This is a genomic window from Pseudomonas sp. S3E17 (genome assembly GCF_024168685.1).
Taxonomy (GTDB): Bacteria; Pseudomonadota; Gammaproteobacteria; order Pseudomonadales; family Pseudomonadaceae; genus Aquipseudomonas; species Aquipseudomonas marginalis.
Map to the genome: position 1 here is coordinate 373,145 of NZ_JALJWE010000001.1, position 15,650 is coordinate 388,794.

At 63.1% G+C, this 15,650-nt stretch carries 11 protein-coding genes; 4 read left to right on the plus strand and 7 right to left on the minus strand.

The window, feature by feature from the left end; translation table 11 throughout:
- Positions 1 to 105 precede the first annotated feature (105 nt).
- Both J3D60_RS01520 and J3D60_RS01525 read left to right on the plus strand, forming a co-directional pair.
- Entirely contained in the window at positions 106 to 2,091 is a 1,986-nt protein-coding gene (locus tag J3D60_RS01520) for a methyl-accepting chemotaxis protein (protein ID WP_253489049.1), read from the plus strand.
- A gap of 17 nt (positions 2,092 to 2,108) precedes the next feature.
- Positions 2,109 to 3,029, plus strand: a complete 921-nt coding sequence (locus J3D60_RS01525) for a substrate-binding domain-containing protein (RefSeq protein WP_027603555.1) — start codon at positions 2,109 to 2,111, stop codon at positions 3,027 to 3,029.
- Positions 3,030 to 3,102: 73 nt separating this feature from the next.
- Here J3D60_RS01525 and J3D60_RS01530 read toward each other — a convergent pair whose 3' ends face one another.
- Positions 3,103 to 4,521, minus strand: a complete 1,419-nt coding sequence (locus tag J3D60_RS01530) for an MFS transporter (RefSeq protein WP_253489052.1) — start codon at positions 4,519 to 4,521, stop codon at positions 3,103 to 3,105.
- Between the two features lie 88 nt (positions 4,522 to 4,609).
- Between J3D60_RS01530 and soxR the strand changes: the two genes are divergently transcribed.
- Positions 4,610 to 5,062 carry a redox-sensitive transcriptional activator SoxR gene (soxR, locus tag J3D60_RS01535; protein WP_065939702.1) on the plus strand — a complete coding sequence of 151 codons (453 nt, stop codon included), beginning with the start codon at positions 4,610 to 4,612 and terminating at the stop codon, positions 5,060 to 5,062.
- Positions 5,063 to 5,067: 5 nt separating this feature from the next.
- On the opposite strand, the gene J3D60_RS01540 is transcribed toward soxR, so the two are convergent.
- From J3D60_RS01540 to xylA, 4 genes are all read right to left on the minus strand, one after another.
- The gene (locus tag J3D60_RS01540; protein ID WP_253489054.1) at positions 5,068 to 6,204 is read right to left on the minus strand and encodes a sugar ABC transporter permease; all 1,137 of its coding nucleotides are present in this window, start codon (positions 6,202 to 6,204) and stop codon (positions 5,068 to 5,070) included.
- Complete coding sequence (xylG, locus tag J3D60_RS01545; protein ID WP_253489056.1) at positions 6,205 to 7,749, minus strand: D-xylose ABC transporter ATP-binding protein; 1,545 nt, start codon at positions 7,747 to 7,749, stop codon at positions 6,205 to 6,207.
- A gap of 5 nt (positions 7,750 to 7,754) precedes the next feature.
- Entirely contained in the window at positions 7,755 to 8,756 is a 1,002-nt protein-coding gene (xylF, locus tag J3D60_RS01550; protein WP_092488287.1) for a D-xylose ABC transporter substrate-binding protein, read from the minus strand.
- A 383-nt stretch (positions 8,757 to 9,139) separates the two neighbouring features.
- A complete protein-coding gene (gene xylA / locus J3D60_RS01555) occupies positions 9,140 to 10,456 on the minus strand; it encodes a xylose isomerase (RefSeq protein ID WP_253489058.1) in 1,317 nt (438 codons plus the stop codon).
- Between the two features lie 139 nt (positions 10,457 to 10,595).
- Between xylA and J3D60_RS01560 the strand changes: the two genes are divergently transcribed.
- Positions 10,596 to 11,765 (plus strand): XylR family transcriptional regulator, encoded by a 1,170-nt coding sequence (locus J3D60_RS01560; protein WP_253489060.1) that lies wholly within the window; start codon positions 10,596 to 10,598, stop codon positions 11,763 to 11,765.
- Positions 11,766 to 11,839: 74 nt separating this feature from the next.
- Here the strand turns inward: J3D60_RS01560 and J3D60_RS01565 are convergent, their stop codons facing one another.
- Positions 11,840 to 13,105, minus strand: a complete 1,266-nt coding sequence (locus tag J3D60_RS01565) for a carbohydrate porin (protein WP_253489062.1) — start codon at positions 13,103 to 13,105, stop codon at positions 11,840 to 11,842.
- 54 nt (positions 13,106 to 13,159) lie between these two features.
- Entirely contained in the window at positions 13,160 to 15,568 is a 2,409-nt protein-coding gene (locus J3D60_RS01570) for a glucose/quinate/shikimate family membrane-bound PQQ-dependent dehydrogenase (protein ID WP_253489065.1), read from the minus strand.
- Positions 15,569 to 15,650: the final 82 nt, after the last annotated feature.

A 15,650-nucleotide genomic window follows, 5' to 3' on the forward strand; every position in this document is an offset into this window, starting at 1 on the left:
GCTCTGAAGGCCGATACAGGCACTAGCACCACGAGTGATCCCGAACTCGTAGGTGCACGCCTGGTCGTCGCTCAGGTCAACGAATAAAAATCAAAAGGGGTGGCCATGACCATATTGCAGCGTGTGATCGGCGGGTTTGCGGTGTTGGTGCTGTTACTGCTAGTCATGGCGGGGATCAGTTATCAGAACACCCAGTCCATCAGCAGTCGCTTGAACATTATCACCGGCGAGTCGGCACCCTTGAGCCGGGCCGCCAGTGAGCTATACGTGCACATTCTGCGCGCCAACCAGGCGTTGCTGGCCATTCAGATCAGCACCGACCCCAAGCAGATCGAGGACGGCAAGCGACCGTTCACCGAGAGCATCGCCCAGTTCAATCAATTGCTCGACAGCACCGTTGCCTATACGGGCGAGCATGAGGCGCTGCGCGCGAACCTGGCGCAGCAGCGCCAACAGGTAGCGGCCTACGCCAAACAGGCGCAGGCGCTGATGGCGTCCCACGTGCAACACGTGCAGCAATTGGCGCTGACGCGGCAACTGCAAGGCTACAGCAGTGCGCAGGCGATACAGCTGACCAGCTATCTGCGCGATTACATTGCCCATGCACGCAGTGTCGGCGAACCGCAACAGGTGGCCGCAGCGGAAAAGCTGCTGTTGGAAGTCAACAAGTCCTACGATGGCTTCGCGGCTCATACCGTCACGCCGGCCATTGATAAATTACAGCGTGTGCTCAATCTCCAGGACGAAGTGATCAGCACCCGGGCCCAGGCCCTGGCGGCGATTGACCCCAGGGTCGGGCGGATTGCCGGCGTCATGGTCAATCGCCTGCTGACTGACCTGACCGCCCCTGACGGCCTGTTCCAGGCTTATCAGGTGGAGGCAAAACTGGCCGCGCAGGTGCAGCAGCAACGCAGTGCGGTTGACGCGGCGCTGAAAGCCACCCTGGACAGGATTGGCGAGTTCGGCAGCCAGTCCCTGGAGGTCGCCAACCAGGCCAGCCAGTCTGCCAATGCGACCATCGGCACCAGCCGCAGCTTGCTGTTGATCGCGTGTGTGCTGGCGGTGCTGGCCGCGGTGGCGATTGGTACCTGGGTCGCCTTCAGTCTGCGGCGTCCGCTGGCGGCGTTTCGCGAAGTCCTCAAGACGCTTACTGCGGGAGACATGCGGGTCAGTTTCGATGTCAGCCGTAAAGACGAGTTCGGTGAGTTGGGCGGTTACCTGAACGAACTGACCACGGCCCTGCGCAAAACCTTTCGTGAATTGATCGGCTCTGCCGATGCGCTGGCGGTTACCGCGGGCAGCAACGCCTTGAACAGCGAGCAGACCACCCGGGTGGTGGATGAGCAGAAGGATCGCTTGCAATCGGCGGCTTCGGCCATGACGCAGATGGAAAGCACGGTCGAAGAGGTGGCCCGGCGTGCGCAGGACACCCGCCAGGCCGTGGACGACACAAGTGAGCTCACGCACAAGGTGCAGGCGCGTGTGGCCGAGACCATCGTCAACATCCGCCAGCAGGCCGACCAGGTGAACAAGGCCACGCAGGTGACCGATGAGTTGCAGAAGTACGGGCAGAATATCGAAGGCATTGTTGTCGCCATTCGCACCATTGCCGAACAGACCAACCTGCTCGCCCTGAATGCGGCCATCGAAGCGGCCCGTGCCGGCGAGCAGGGACGCGGTTTTGCGGTGGTGGCCGATGAAGTGCGCTCCCTGGCCAGCCGTACCCAGACCTCGACCAGCGAAATCCAGGACATGATCGGGCTCATGCAGGAAAAGATTCACTCGGTGGTGCACGTGATGAACGAAAGCCAGGCGCAGTCCACCCAATGCGTGTCCCTGGCCTCGGGCGCGGGTGACTTGCTGCTGTCGATGAGCGACTCGGTCGACAGTATCCGCGACATGAATATCCAGATCGCCGCCGCCACCGAGGAGCAGAGCGCTACGGTGCAGGAAACCAGTCGGATGGTCATCCAGATCAACGATTCGGCCCAGCAGACGGCAGACGGCGCCGAGCAGTCCGCCATCAGCAGCCACGAGCTGGCGGACATGGCCAAGGTGCAGCGCGAGCTGCTCCATCATTTCAGCGTTTGAGCCGCGGGAGTCAGAACATGAAAGCATGGTTAATCCTCGCCTTGGGGGCGACGCTGTTCATTCCGGGCCCGGCCCAGGCCGCCACGCCCTTGCTGGGTGTGGGCATGGCAAAGTACGACGATAACTTCCAGACCCTGCTGCGCAACGGGGTGCAGCAACAGGCCAGCGTCATGAACGCCGACATCTTTATGGAGAACGGGCAGGACAGCGTCGATCTGCAGATGCGTCAATTCCGCAACCTGGTCAACTCCAAGGTGGATGCGATCATCGTCGCGATGGTCGACGGCAAAAGTGCGGCGCAGATGATGCAGCTGGCTTCGGACGCAAAGATCCCGCTGGTGTTCGTCAACCGCAACCCGAACCCGCAAACGTGGCCGGCGCAGACCGCGTTTGTCGGCTCCAACGAGCTGGAGTCGGGTACTTTGCAGATGGAAGAGCTGGCGCGCCGTGCCGGTTACAAGGGCAACGTGGTGATTCTGGTGGGCGACCCGGCCAACGCGTCCTCCTTGATGCGCACCGAGGATGTGGAAAAAGTCGTCGCCAAATACCCCGGTATGAAAGTCGTACAGAAAAAAGTCGGCAACTGGGAGCGTAGCCAGGCCGCCACGATTGTCATTGACTGGGTCAAGCAGGGCGTCGATTTCTCGATCATTGCGGCCAATAACGATGAAATGGCGATTGGCGCGATCATGGGCCTGGAAAAGGCCGGCAAGCAGGCCAAGGACTATTGGGTCGGCGGCATCGACGGCACACCGGACGGCTTGAAGTTGATGGCTGAGGGCAAGATGGCGGTCAGCGTGTTCCAGGATGCCGCTGGCCAGGCCGGCGGCGCAGTGGACACCGCACTGCGCCTGGTACGCGGCGAGGTGCTGGAGTCGGCGGTGGTCTGGGTGCCGTTCAAGTTGATCACGCCCGAGAATCGCCAGGCGTTTGAATAGCACTGAGCACCTCGATCCAACCTTGGAATGCAGTCAAATGTGCTCAGGCAGGGGGATTGGTGAGCTTGGCATGCTACTGACCGATCATGCGAACCACCCGCCTGGCAATCAGAACACCCACCACGGGCGCCAGTGCAAACACCCCAAACAGCCACACCGCAGCGCTTGCGGTGCCTTCGACACCGCCGGGCTCACTGAGGCCGGCGACGTTTGCGACCATGCCCGCCAGTGCCGCGCCAAACGCGGTAGCGAACAGCTGCACGGTGGTAATCGACGCGCTCGCGAGGTCCTGCTCACCCGCCGGCGCCACCTGGAACACCCGGGTCAGCAAGTGCGGCCATGCCAGCCCCACGCCCAACCCAATCAGGATAAGCGCCAGGCAGATCGGTGTGAGTGTCTGCGCGCTGCCGTTGCTTTCGACGGGCATCAAGATGGCCAGCGCCACCATGCCCACCACGCCCAGGATCGGCCCGGCCAGGATCGCCCGTCGAATGTTGCTGCCCGTCACGCCCGCGCTGGCGATTGACCCCAGCGTCCAGCCAGCCGCCATCAATGCCGCCAGATAACCGGCCACCAGCGGCGACTGGTGGTGCAGGACTTGAAGAAACAACGGCACGAAGATTTCGCCACTGGTCACCGCCACCGCCAGCAGTGACATCGTCGCGTACAGCGCGCCGAGTGCCGTGGTGATCCGAAACGCTCCGGCGGGCAACAGTCGATGGCGGGCGCGGCTTTCCGTGACGATCAGCAGCGCGGTAAACACCGCCGCCACGGCCAGCCCCAGCAGGTTCAGGGGCAGGGTGGACGAGACACTGCCGGCCGACACCGCCAGTACCGCCGCCGTCAGCAGTACCAGTTGGGCGAGTGGCAGCGGTGTCGGCTCAACACTATCGGTGCCGCGCTTGGGCAGGACCGCCGCCGCCAGCACCGCGAACAACCCGGCCACCGGAATCAACGACCAGAACGCCGCGCGCCATATACCCAGCTCGGCAAACACTCCGCCCACCGCTGGCCCGACCAGCGTCGCCACGCCCCACATCCCCGACACCAACGCCATCGCGCGCGGCCACAGGCTTTCATCGAACACCAACCGAATCATCGCGTAGGACAGCGCGAACAAGAACCCACCGCCCAATCCCTGCACCAACCGCCCCACGAGCATCACCGGCATGGACGGCGCAAACGCACAGGCCAAGGCCCCGCCGGCGAACACCAGGCTGGCGACCAGGTACGCCGCACGCGGCCCGAGGCTGCCAAGCAGGCGCGCCGACAATGCCGAGCCGAGGATCGAGGCGGCGACAAATAACGTGGTGTTCCATGCGTAGTAGTCGATGCCGCCGATGTCCTGGACCACTGACGGCAGAATCGTGGTGGCGATGTACACGTTGATCGCATGCAGCACCACGCCGCCTGCCAGTGCGAGCGAACGTACGCCGTTGGCACCGGACAACAGCGCGGCCCAGTTGGAGGGGGAGGGTTGAGGTGTGTCCATGCAGGCTCCGATTCAAAGGACTGAAGGCTTGCCAAGGCAAGCCGACACCCTTTATAAAACCTCATGTTTAGATGAGGTCAAGAGCTGGATGGAAGCGAAAATCGATGTGCGCATCCCCCTCGGCGTGGGCGAATTGGCCCGGCGCAGCGGCGTGACCGTGGCCACGGTGCATTTCTACGAAGCCAAGGGGTTGATTCACGCACAACGCAGCGCGGGCAATCAGCGTCGTTATCAGCGTGACGTACTGCGCCGGATCGCGGTGATCAAGGTCGCGCAGCGCGCGGGCATTCCGTTGGCGACTATCAAGGACGCGTTGGACGAACTGCCTTCAGGACGGCCGTTGACGGCCAAGGACTGGACCCAACTCTCCACGCACTGGCGCGACCTGTTGAGTGAGCGTATCAACAGCCTCACTCAACTGCGCGACCAACTCGATGGCTGTATCGGCTGTGGTTGCCTGTCCCTGGATGATTGCCCGTTGCGCAATCCGGGGGATCAGTTGGGACGGCTGGGGGATGGGGCCGTGTTGCTCGGAAAGTGAGGCAGTCAGCGCCGACCCGTGCGTGTACTCACATCCACCCACACCGCCAATACCAGGATGCTGCCCTTCACAATCATCTGCCAGTAACTGTCCACGTCCAGCATCGACATGCCGTTATCCAGGCTGGTAATCACCAGTGCCCCGAGCAACGCGCCATACACCGTGCCCGAGCCGCCGCGCATCGACGTGCCGCCGATGAAGCACGCCGCGATAGCGTCGAGCTCACCCATGTTGCCTGCTGACGGTGAGCCGGCAGCCAAGCGTGCGGTATTGACCAGGCCGGCGAGGGCGCACATCACGCCCATGATCCCGAAGATACACAGTTTCACCGCCTGCACGTTGATGCCCGACAGGCGCGTGGCTTCCATATTGCTGCCCACCGCGTACACGCGGCGGCCGAACACGGTCTGGCTGGTGACGTAGCTGAACACGCCGAGCAGCACCAGCAACAGCAGCACCGGCACGGGGATGCCGTCGTAGCTGTTGAGGGTGGTGACGAACCCGGCGAGCACCGCGCCGATCACCCCCACGCGCAGCACATCGCGCATCAGGGCGTGCGGCGCCAAGCCATGCAGCGCGCGGTTGCGCCGTTGTTTCCAGGTCAAAAACAGAGTCAGGGCAAACAGCAAGACCCCAAGGCCAACCCCCACCGAATGCGGCAAATACCCCTGGCCTACATACACCAGCGACGGCGACACCGGCGCGATGGTGGTGCCGCCGGTGATCCCCAGCAGGATCCCGCGAAACGCGAGCATGCCGCCGAGGCCAACGATAAACGACGGAATGCGCAGGTAAGCGGTCATGTAGCCGTTGGCCAAACCGATCATCAAGCCGCACAACGCCACCAGGCTGAGGTTGGCCAGCAGCGGAATGTGATAGACCACATCCAGGATCGCCGCGAGCCCGCCCAACAGTCCCAGCAACGAACCCACCGACAAATCGATCTCGCCGCTGATGATCACCAGCACCATGCCGCACGCCAGGATGCCGGTGATCGACATCTGCCGCAGCAGGTTGGACAGGTTGCGCGGGGTGAGGAAGCCGCCCTCGGTCTGCCAGCTGAAAAACAGCCAGATAAACGCCACGGCGATCACCAGGGCGAGCATTTTGTAGCGAGTGAACAGCTGTTTGACCTGATTCATCTACGCGGTTTTCCGATTGTTATTGTTTTGGCTGAGCGCGGCGGCGAGCACCTCTTCCTGGGTGAGCCCCTCGTTGATGAAGTCGCCACGCAACTGGCCGTCGCCGATCACCAGCACGCGGTTGGACACGCCGAGCACTTCGGCCAATTCCGAGGAAACCATGATGATCGACACGCCTTCGGCCGCCAGCGCGCCCATCAGTTTGTAGATCTCATACTTGGCGCCCACATCCACCCCGCGCGTGGGTTCGTCGAGGATCAGCACCTTGGGCTTGGTCATCAGCATTTTCGCCAGCACGGCCTTTTGCTGGTTGCCGCCGGACAGGCTGGTGATCGGCAGGAACGGGCTGGCGGTCTTGAGGTGCATGCGCGCGATCTGCTGGTCGATGCTGCCCAGTTCGGCCTCGGCATCGATGCGAGTCAGGTGGGCATAGCTGTCGAGCACCGCCAGGGTGATGTTCTGGCCCACGCCCAGGTCAGGGATGATGCCCTGGCGCTTGCGGTCCTCGGGCACCATGCACAGTCCGGCGCGGATCGATTTGAGCGGCGTGCGCGTGTCGATCACCTGGCCGTCGAGCCACACCTCGGCGCTGTAGCGGCCGGGGTAGGCGCCGAACAACGCCGACACCAACTCCGTACGCCCGGCGCCCACCAGCCCGGCAATCCCGAGGATTTCGCCGCGCTTGAGCACGAAGGAAACATCGTCGACGCGCTTGCGCCTGGGGTTGTCGACGTCATAGCAGGTGACGTTGCGCGCTTCGAAAATCACCTCGCCGATGGCGTGGGGCTCGGTGGGGTAGAGGTTGCTCATTTCGCGGCCGACCATCTGCGTGATGATCTGCGGGATGTCCATGTCGGCCATGGCCGTGGTCGCGATGTGCTTGCCATCGCGAATCACCGTGATGGTGTCGCACACGGCCGCCACTTCATCGAGCTTGTGGGAGATGTACACGCAGGCCACGCCCTTGGCCTTGAGGCCGCGGATGATGTCCAGCAGCACTTCGATTTCCGAGCGGGTCAGGGCCGAGGAGGGTTCGTCGAGAATCAGCAGGCGCGCCTGTTTGTTCAGGGCCTTGGCGATTTCCACCAGTTGCTGGTAGCCGCCGCCGTACTGCGACACCGGCAGCGCGACGTTCATGTCCGGCACCTTGAGCTCGCGCATCAACGCTTCGGCGCGATGGAGCATCGCCGGGTAGTTCATGCGCCCGCCGGGCAACGTCAGCTCGTGGCCCATGAAGATGTTCTCGGCCACCGACAGGTCGGGCACCAGTGTCAGTTCCTGGTGAATGATGACGATGCCGGCGGCCTCGGTTTCGCTGATGGACTGGGCCCTGAGCGGTTGCCCGTCCCAGAGGATTTCCCCCTCCCAGGTGCCATGGGGGTAGACCGCCGACAGCACCTTCATCAGGGTGGATTTACCGGCACCGTTCTCGCCGCACAGGCCGACACATTCCCCCGGCCGTACCTTGATGTCGATGCCGTTCAGCGCGTGGACCCCGCCAAAGGTTTTGACGATGCCGTTCATTTGCAGCAGGTAGTCGGCCATGGCGGTCACTGCCCGCCGATCTGCTCTTTGGTATAGAACCCGTCCTTCTCCAACAGGTCGATATTGGCCTTGGTCAGCGGGGTCGGGGTGAGCAGGATGGTGTCGACTTTCTTGCTGCCATTGTCGTACTGCGAGCTGTAGGTGGGCTTCTCGTTACGCGCCAGTTGCACCGAGAGCTTGGCGGCTTCGGTGGCGATCAGCTTGAGCGGCTTGTATACGGTCATGGTCTGGGTACCGTCGATCACGCGCTTGACGGCGGCGAGGTCGGCGTCCTGGCCGGAGATCGGTACCTTGCCCGCCAGCTTCTGGGCGGCCAGGGCCTGGATCGCACCGCCGGCGGTGGCGTCATTGGAGGCGACGATGGCGTCGATCTTGTTGCTGTTGCGGGTCAGAGCGTTCTCGACGATGCTCAGGGCTTCGGTGGGGTTCCATTCCTTGACCCACTGCTGGCCGACAATCTTGATGTCGCCCTTGTCGATGGCCGGTTGCAGCACCTTCATCTGGCCTTCGCGCAGTACCTTGGCGTTGTTGTCGGTGGGCGCGCCGCCGAGCAGGAAGTAATTGCCCTTGGGCGCCGCCTGCAGCACGCCGTTGGCCTGCATCTCACCGACTTTTTCGTTATCGAAGGAGATGTAGGCATCGATGTCCGCGTTGAGAATCAGGCGGTCGTATGACACCACCTTGATCCCGGCTTTCTTGGCTTCGGCGACCGCGTTGGTCAGCACCGTGGCGTTGAACGGCACGATCACGATCACATCGACACCCCGGGAGATCAGGTTTTCGATCTGCGAAATCTGCTTCTGCTCGTTGGCATCGGCGGACTGCACAAAGACCTTGGCATCGAGTTTTTCTGCGGCGGCGACGAAGTAGTCACGGTCACGGGACCAGCGTTCCAGGCGCAGGTCGTCGATGGAAAAACCGATTTTCGGGTGGGCGGAATCGGCCATCACCGGCAGTGCGAACAGGGCCAGGGCGGTGGCGAGCAGGGTACGTTTGAATGACTTCATGGTGGTGCGTCCTTTTATTGTTGTTGGAAAGACACTGGGTGAAGACTCTAGGCGAACACTGTAGGTGTGGCTAACCGGCGTGTTGTGGCAAGCCGGGCTTTTGTGGTGAACAGGACTTTTGTGGTGAATGGGCTTGTCGTGGTGAATGGGTTTAGTGTGGTGAGCGGGCTTATTGTGGTGAATGGGTTTGGTGTGGTGAGCAGGCTTATTGTGGTGAGCGGGCTTGCCCCGCGCTGGGCTGCGAAGCAGCCCCAAACCCAGGCACCTCGGTGTGTCAGCTAAAAACACATCGCCTGCAATGGGGCCGCTTCGCGCCCCAGCGCGGGGCAAGCCCGCTCACCACACCAACCCCGCTCATCACAACAAACCCGCTCACCACGCTGTCACCGATAAATAAACCGGTTGACCACCCCCTCCAGCATCTCCTGCCGACCACTCACGGCCTGCGGGTTCAGTTCGTGGGTAAACGCGTGTTCGGCCAGGGACTCCAGGCTGAACTCACCGGCCAGCACGGCCTGGCCCAGCGGCTGCTGCCAGCCGGCATAGCGCTGGTCCTTGAACTGCTGCAACTGGTCGTTCTGCACCATGGCCGCCGCACGTTCCAACGCCAGGGCGAGTACATCCATGGCGGCGACATGGCCGTGGAACAGGTCGACCTCGTCCAGGCTCTGGCGGCGTACCTTGGAGTCGAAATTGTAGCCGCCATTCTTGAAGCCACCGGCCTTGAGGATTTCATAGGTGGCGAGGGTCATCTCCTCGACGCTGTTGGGGAATTGGTCGGTGTCCCAGCCGTTCTGCGGGTCGCCCCGGTTGGCGTCGATGCTGCCGAAGATGCCCAACGACACGGCTGTGGCAATCTCGTGATGGAAGCTGTGCCCGGCCAGGGTGGCGTGGTTGGCCTCGATATTCACCTTGATCTCATGCTCCAGGCCGTACTCATGCAAAAAGCCGAACACCGTGGCGCTGTCGTAATCGTACTGGTGCTTGGTCGGCTCCTGGGGCTTGGGCTCGATCAGCAGGTCGCCCTTGAAGCCGATCTTGTGCTTGTGCTCCACCACCATGCGCATAAAACGCCCGAGCTGTTCGCGCTCGCGCTTGAGGTCGGTGTTGAGCAGGGTTTCATAGCCTTCACGGCCGCCCCACAACACATAGTTGGCGCCCTTGAGCCGCAGCGTGGCGTTCATCGCGCTGAACACCTGGGCAGCGGCGTAGGCAAACACCTCCGGGTCCGGGTTACTGGCGGCACCGGCGGCAAAACGCGGGTTGCTGAAGCAGTTGGCGGTGCCCCACAGCAACTTGATGCCGGTCTGTTCCTGATGGCGCTCCAGGTGGTCGACCATCTGCGCAAAGTGGTTGCGGTACTCCTTGAGCGAACTGCCTTCCGGCGCCACATCGGTGTCGTGAAAACTGTAGTAGTCGATACCCAGCTTGGAAAAAAACTCGAAGGCCGCCTCTGCCTTGCCGATGGCCACGTCCATCGGCTCGCCACTGCGCTGCCACGGGCGCTTGAAGGTGCCCATGCCGAACATATCGGCGCCGGGCCACACGAAGGTGTGCCAGTAACACGCGGCCATGCGCAGGTGCTCGCGCATCGGTTTGCCGAGGATCAGCTTGTTGGCGTCGTAATGGCGAAAGGCGAGGGGGGCATCGCTGCTGGGACCTTCGAAGCGAACCTTGTCGACACCGGGGAAGTACGGCATGGCGTTTTCCTTATTGTTCTTGGCGGTGTCTGGATACTAGCAACGGCACCGGGCCCGCTGATTATGAAAATCACCAAGGGGTGGTGCGATTTTGAGTGGTGGGGGCTAGTCTGTTGCCACAGGCCCCAGGATAAAAACAATGAAAACCCTACCGCCCGTCCACCGCATCGCCCTGTTGTTCAACGGCAGCAAAATCTACGACCGCGGCATCATCGCCGGCATCGGCAATTACTTGAGCAGCACCCGCGCGTCTTGGGACTTGTTCCTGGAAGAGGACTTTCTATGCCGGCTCAAAGGCATCGAGCGCTGGCAGGGCGACGGCATCATTGCCGACTTCGACGACCCGCTGATCGGCGAAGCGTTGGCCGACAGCACGTTGCCGGTGGTGGCGGTGGGTGGCTCCTATGAAGACGCGCGCGCCTATCCCAAGGGCATTCCCTATGTGGCGACCGATAACCACGCATTGATGAAGTTGGCTTACGAACACTTGATCGAAGCTGGCCTGACTCGGTTCGCCTGTTTCAGCCTGCCCGAGGCCCAAGCCAATCGCTGGGCCCAGGAGCGTGAAAAAGCCTTTCGCCACCTGCTGCAACGGGATGGTTTGCACGTCGAGGTGTATCGCGGCCTGGGCACCAGTGCGCCGTTGTGGGACAGCGCGGTGGAACAGCAGATTGCCTGGCTGCACAGCCTGCCCAAGCCTATCGGCATCATCGCCGTCACCGACGCCCGCGCCCGGCAATTGCTGCAAGCCTGCCTGACTGCCGGCATCGCCGTGCCGGAGCAAGTGGCGTTGATCGGCATCGACAACGACCCCCTGACCCGCACCCTCACGCGGGTGCCGCTGAGTTCGGTGATCCAGGGCACGGAAACCATGGGACGCACCGCCGCCGCCTTGCTGCACCAGATGCTGCACGGCAAACCGTGCGTGGGCACGCAGGTCCTGGTGCCGCCGGAGGCCATCAACGTTCAGGCCTCCAGCCTGCATCAACCCTTGGGTAACCCTTACGTGATGCAGGCGCTGCTGTTTATCCGCCAGTACGCCTGCCAGGGCATCAAGACCGCGCAGGTGGCGGCCTATGTCGGCGTGTCGCGTTCATCCCTGGAAGCGCACTTTCGCAAGGTGCGCGGCTGCAGCGTGCATGACGAGATCCTGCGCTTCAAACTCGCCGCCGCCGCCAAGGGCCTGGAAAGCCACGAGCTGGCGATTGCCGATATTGCCGCCAAGTGCGGGTTCAAATCGGCGCAGTACCTGCATACGGTGTTTCGCCGCGAGTTTGGTTGCACGCCCCGCGAGTATCAGCAGGGCTAAAAGAGTCATCCCAGCAAGGAGGCTTTGACGGCAGCTGGGTTTTGTTGTTGGCCTGGCGTTTGCGCACGGGCGAGTCAGAACGTCGCCTTAACCTGCAATCCCAGCACCAGCGCATTGTCGATGTTATCTCCCGAAAACGCCCCCGGCTCGACGATGTATTGCACATCCGGGCGCAGGTTCAGCCACGGCGTGGCCTGGTAGCCGTAGCTGAGTTCGATCAGTTGTTCGGCGTTGTCGAGGTTGGGGTAGGTCGAGCCGGCGTTGAAGGCGGCCAGTTCCTGCACGTCACGGCTGCGCGGGTTGGGCACGGCGCGCCCGTACCCCAGGGACAGGGTGTCGCGCGGCCGGCCTTCGAAGGGTTTGTACAACACCACGCCTGCGCCGTACCACTTGCTGAACGGCGAGGCCGCTTCGCTGGCAGCGGAGTATTGGCCGAAGGCATGCAGGCTGCGACCGGCGGATGCGTCGGAAGCCCATACGGCCTGGTCGATCAGCAGGTAGTGGCCGCCGCGACCGCTGACCTTGTCATCGCTGCCGATGCGCTTGACGTCGGAGCTGTCGTAGTAATAGCCCAGTTTGTATTCACCCGGCAGGGGGCCTGCGTGTTTGTACACCAACTCGATCGGCACCACGGTGCCGGTGGTGTGCTTGGGGCTCAGCTTCCAGGCGCGGCTGGAATCGCCATTGCTGTCGGGGTCGACATTGAAGGCGGCCACGCGCAGTTGCCAGGCAGGTGACAAGTCGTATTTCACCCGGGCGCCCAGGCGTGCGTTCGGGTAGTTGGTCCAGCCGCTGCCGCCGGACATGTTCAGCGGATGCCCGCAGAACCCGGCGTTCATGAAGGTGCACAGGATGCCGCTGTCCAGTCCGCCGAGGTCATTGCCCATGGCCATATAGCCAAGCTTGAGGTTCAGCGCCGGGGTGAACAACGTGCGCTCGTAGCTCAGCTCGGTGAGACGGGTGTAGAGGCCGCCGTAGTTTTCCTGGATCGGCAGGCGGTTGCCCACCAGGTCTTCGGAGGCGCTGTTGCCGCGGCGGTCGTTGAGGGTCAGTTGGATGCGGTCGCCATTGTTGAAACCGTAGAGTTTGCCCAGGTCGAACTGCACGCCCAGCTTGAGGTTTTGCGAGTAGCGCGCCGAACGGTGCTGGCCGCCGTGGGCGTTATAGGCGGTCTCGCCGCTGTAGTCGCCGGTAAAGCGGATGCCTTGCTCGTCGAGCTCGCGGCGCAGGCCGCCCCAGTCGCCGGTCAGGGTGGTGTCGTCGGCTTGAGCGGGCAGGGCGGCGCCCAGGGCCAGGCCGAGCAACAGACGCCCAAGGGAAAGATGAGAAGAGGGGGTCATGCGGAGTCTTCCAAAGCAGAAGGCGCGGTACCGGGGCACCGCGCCAGGAGGGGGTTATGGCAGGGCGTAGGCGATCACGTAGTCGCCACGGTCGGTGGACTGGCGCGCACCGCCGGCGGTGATCACGATGTACTGCTTGCCGGTTTTCGGCGACACGTAGGTCATCGGGCCACCCTGGCTGCCGACGGGCAGGCGGGCCTTCCAGATTTCATCGCCGTTGCCGCTGTTGAAGGCGCGCAGGTAGAAGTCCTGGGTGCCGGCGATAAAGATCAGGCCGCCCTGGGTCGACAGCGTGCCGCCGAGGGTCGGCAGGCCGATCTTGATCGGCAGGTGCATGCGGATGCCCAGGGGGCCGGTGTCTTCAACGGTGCCGACCGGCACTTGCCACGCGACTTTCTGGGTCTTCATGTCGATGGCGGTGAGGGTGCCGAACGGCGGCGCCTGGCACGGGATGCCGGCCACCGACAGGAAGCGGTTTTTGTTCACCGCATACGGCGTGCCCTTGAGCGGGACCGCGCCCATGCCGGTGTTCAGCGCTTCGCCACCGGACGAAGACTGGGCCTTGTTCTGCGACGGCAGCATCTGGATCCACAGGCCCAGGCGCATGTCGTTGACGAAGATAAAGCCATGCACCGGGTCGGTGGAAATACTGCCCCAGTTCATGCCGCCCAGGGAGCCGGGGAAACTCAGGGATTTATCCGTGCCTGGCGCGGTGTACAGGCCGTCGTAGCGCATGCCCTTGAAGTCGATGCGGCACAGCAACTGGTCGTACGGGGTGGCGCCCCACATGTCCGACTCGCTCAGGGTTTGCGCGCCGATCTGCGGCATGCCCACGGACTTGGGCTGGGTCGGCGAATAAGGCTCGTTCGGAATGTTGGCGGCCTTGACCGGTACTTCCTTGACCTCTGTCAGCGGCGTGCCGGTGGCGCGGTCGAGTACATAGATCTGCCCGGCCTTGGTGCCGATCACCACCGCCGGTACCGCCTTGTCGCTGCCCGGTGGGGTGAAGTCGATCAGGCTCGGCTGCATCGGCAGGTCGAAGTCCCACAGGTCATTGTGGACGGTCTGGTACACCCACTTTTCAGCCCCGGTCGAGGCATCCAGCGCCAGCACGGACGCGCCGTATTTATGGTTGAGCGGGGTGCGTTCCACGCCGTAGATGTCGGTGGACGAGCTGCCCATCGGCAGGAAGACCGTGTTCATCAACGGGTCGTAGGACATCGGCGCCCAGCTGTTGGGCGTGCTGCGCACGTAGGTGCTGCCGGCGGCTGGTGCTTGTTTGTCTTCAGGGTTGCCCGGGTCGAAGGCCCAGCGCATTTGCCCGCTGATCACATCGAAGCCACGGATCACACCGCCGGGCATATCGGTCTGGACGTTATCCGCGACGCGGCCGCCCACCACCACGGTAGTCCCGGCGATCAACGGCGCGGAAGACAGTTGGTAGTAGCTGTCCGGCACATTGCCCAGGCCGGCTTTCAGGTCCACCTGGCCATGGATGCCGAAGTCTTCGCAGAATTTGCCGGTGTCGGCATCCACGGCGATCAGGCGCGCATCGATGGTGTTGGTCAGCAAGCGACGCTGGCACTGCGCACCGGCGGGAACACTGGCGGCGATGATCGGCGAGCTGTTGGGCTGGGTCGGTTGGGCAATCGGCGCGGTGGCGTCGAAATACGCCATGCCCCGGCAACGCTGCCACACCGCCGACTTGGCGTTGACTTCGTTCTTCCACAGCTCTTTGCCGGTGTCGGCGTCGAGGGCGATCAGGTTGTTGTGGGGCGTGCAGATAAACACCTTGTTGCCGATCTGCAGGGGCGTGAGCTGGTCTTCGGCGCCGTTGCCGTCGCTGAGGGCCACGTCACCGGTGTGATACGTCCAGGCCACCTTGAGCTTGTCGACAGTGTCGCGGTTGATCTGGTCCAGCGCGGCGAAGCGGCTGCCCCCTTCGGTGTTGCCGTAGTGGGCCCAGTCCTTCTGCGCGTCGGCTGCGGCCACGGGCGTGATGCCTGGGCCCGCACCGGTCGGCGCGACGCTGGGATGGGCGACAAACATATTGCCCGCCGCCACCGCCACGCCCACCGCCAACACGGCGGCGACGCCATAGGCACCGCGCGCAGGTCGGCCCGCCAACAGCGGATACACCAGCGCCACCACCAGGCCGATAACCGCGAACATGAACAGCCGCGAGAACAGCGGCCAGAACACCAGGCCCACATCCGCCACCGCCCAGATGGCCGTGCCGATCAGGAACGCCGCGAACAACCATGCACCGGCGGTGTTGCGCCGGGCAATCAACAGGCCGGAAACCGCCATGGCCACGCCGCCGACCAGGAAGTACCAGGAACCACCAAGGCTGACCAGTTTGGCGCCGCCAACGGCCAGCGCGAGGCCGAGCAGGGCGATGATTACGCCCAGGCCCAAGAGTAGGAATCTAGAGACGCCAGTGGCGCGCGATGCTCGTTTCATGTCGAAAGGACTCGAGTGAGAGAGGGCAAAGACGCGATTTTAGCAAGATAAGTAACCAGGTAGTACATTTTGCCGTGTGCAC

Excerpts from the sequence above, each read along its gene's own strand:
- J3D60_RS01540 (WP_253489054.1), bottom strand. The coding sequence starts at position 6,204 with ATGAATCAGGTCAAACAGCTGTTCACTCGCTACAAAATGCTCGCCCTG.
- J3D60_RS01525 (WP_027603555.1), top strand. The coding sequence starts at position 2,109 with ATGAAAGCATGGTTAATCCTCGCCTTGGGGGCGACGCTGTTCATTCCG.
- xylA (WP_253489058.1), bottom strand. The coding sequence starts at position 10,456 with ATGCCGTACTTCCCCGGTGTCGACAAGGTTCGCTTCGAAGGTCCCAGC.
- soxR (WP_065939702.1), top strand. The coding sequence starts at position 4,610 with ATGGAAGCGAAAATCGATGTGCGCATCCCCCTCGGCGTGGGCGAATTG.
- J3D60_RS01560 (WP_253489060.1), top strand. The coding sequence starts at position 10,596 with ATGAAAACCCTACCGCCCGTCCACCGCATCGCCCTGTTGTTCAACGGC.
- xylF (WP_092488287.1), bottom strand. The coding sequence starts at position 8,756 with ATGAAGTCATTCAAACGTACCCTGCTCGCCACCGCCCTGGCCCTGTTC.
- J3D60_RS01530 (WP_253489052.1), bottom strand. The coding sequence starts at position 4,521 with ATGGACACACCTCAACCCTCCCCCTCCAACTGGGCCGCGCTGTTGTCC.
- J3D60_RS01520 (WP_253489049.1), top strand. The coding sequence starts at position 106 with ATGACCATATTGCAGCGTGTGATCGGCGGGTTTGCGGTGTTGGTGCTG.
- J3D60_RS01565 (WP_253489062.1), bottom strand. The coding sequence starts at position 13,105 with ATGACCCCCTCTTCTCATCTTTCCCTTGGGCGTCTGTTGCTCGGCCTG.
- xylG (WP_253489056.1), bottom strand. The coding sequence starts at position 7,749 with ATGGCCGACTACCTGCTGCAAATGAACGGCATCGTCAAAACCTTTGGC.
- J3D60_RS01570 (WP_253489065.1), bottom strand. The coding sequence starts at position 15,568 with ATGAAACGAGCATCGCGCGCCACTGGCGTCTCTAGATTCCTACTCTTG.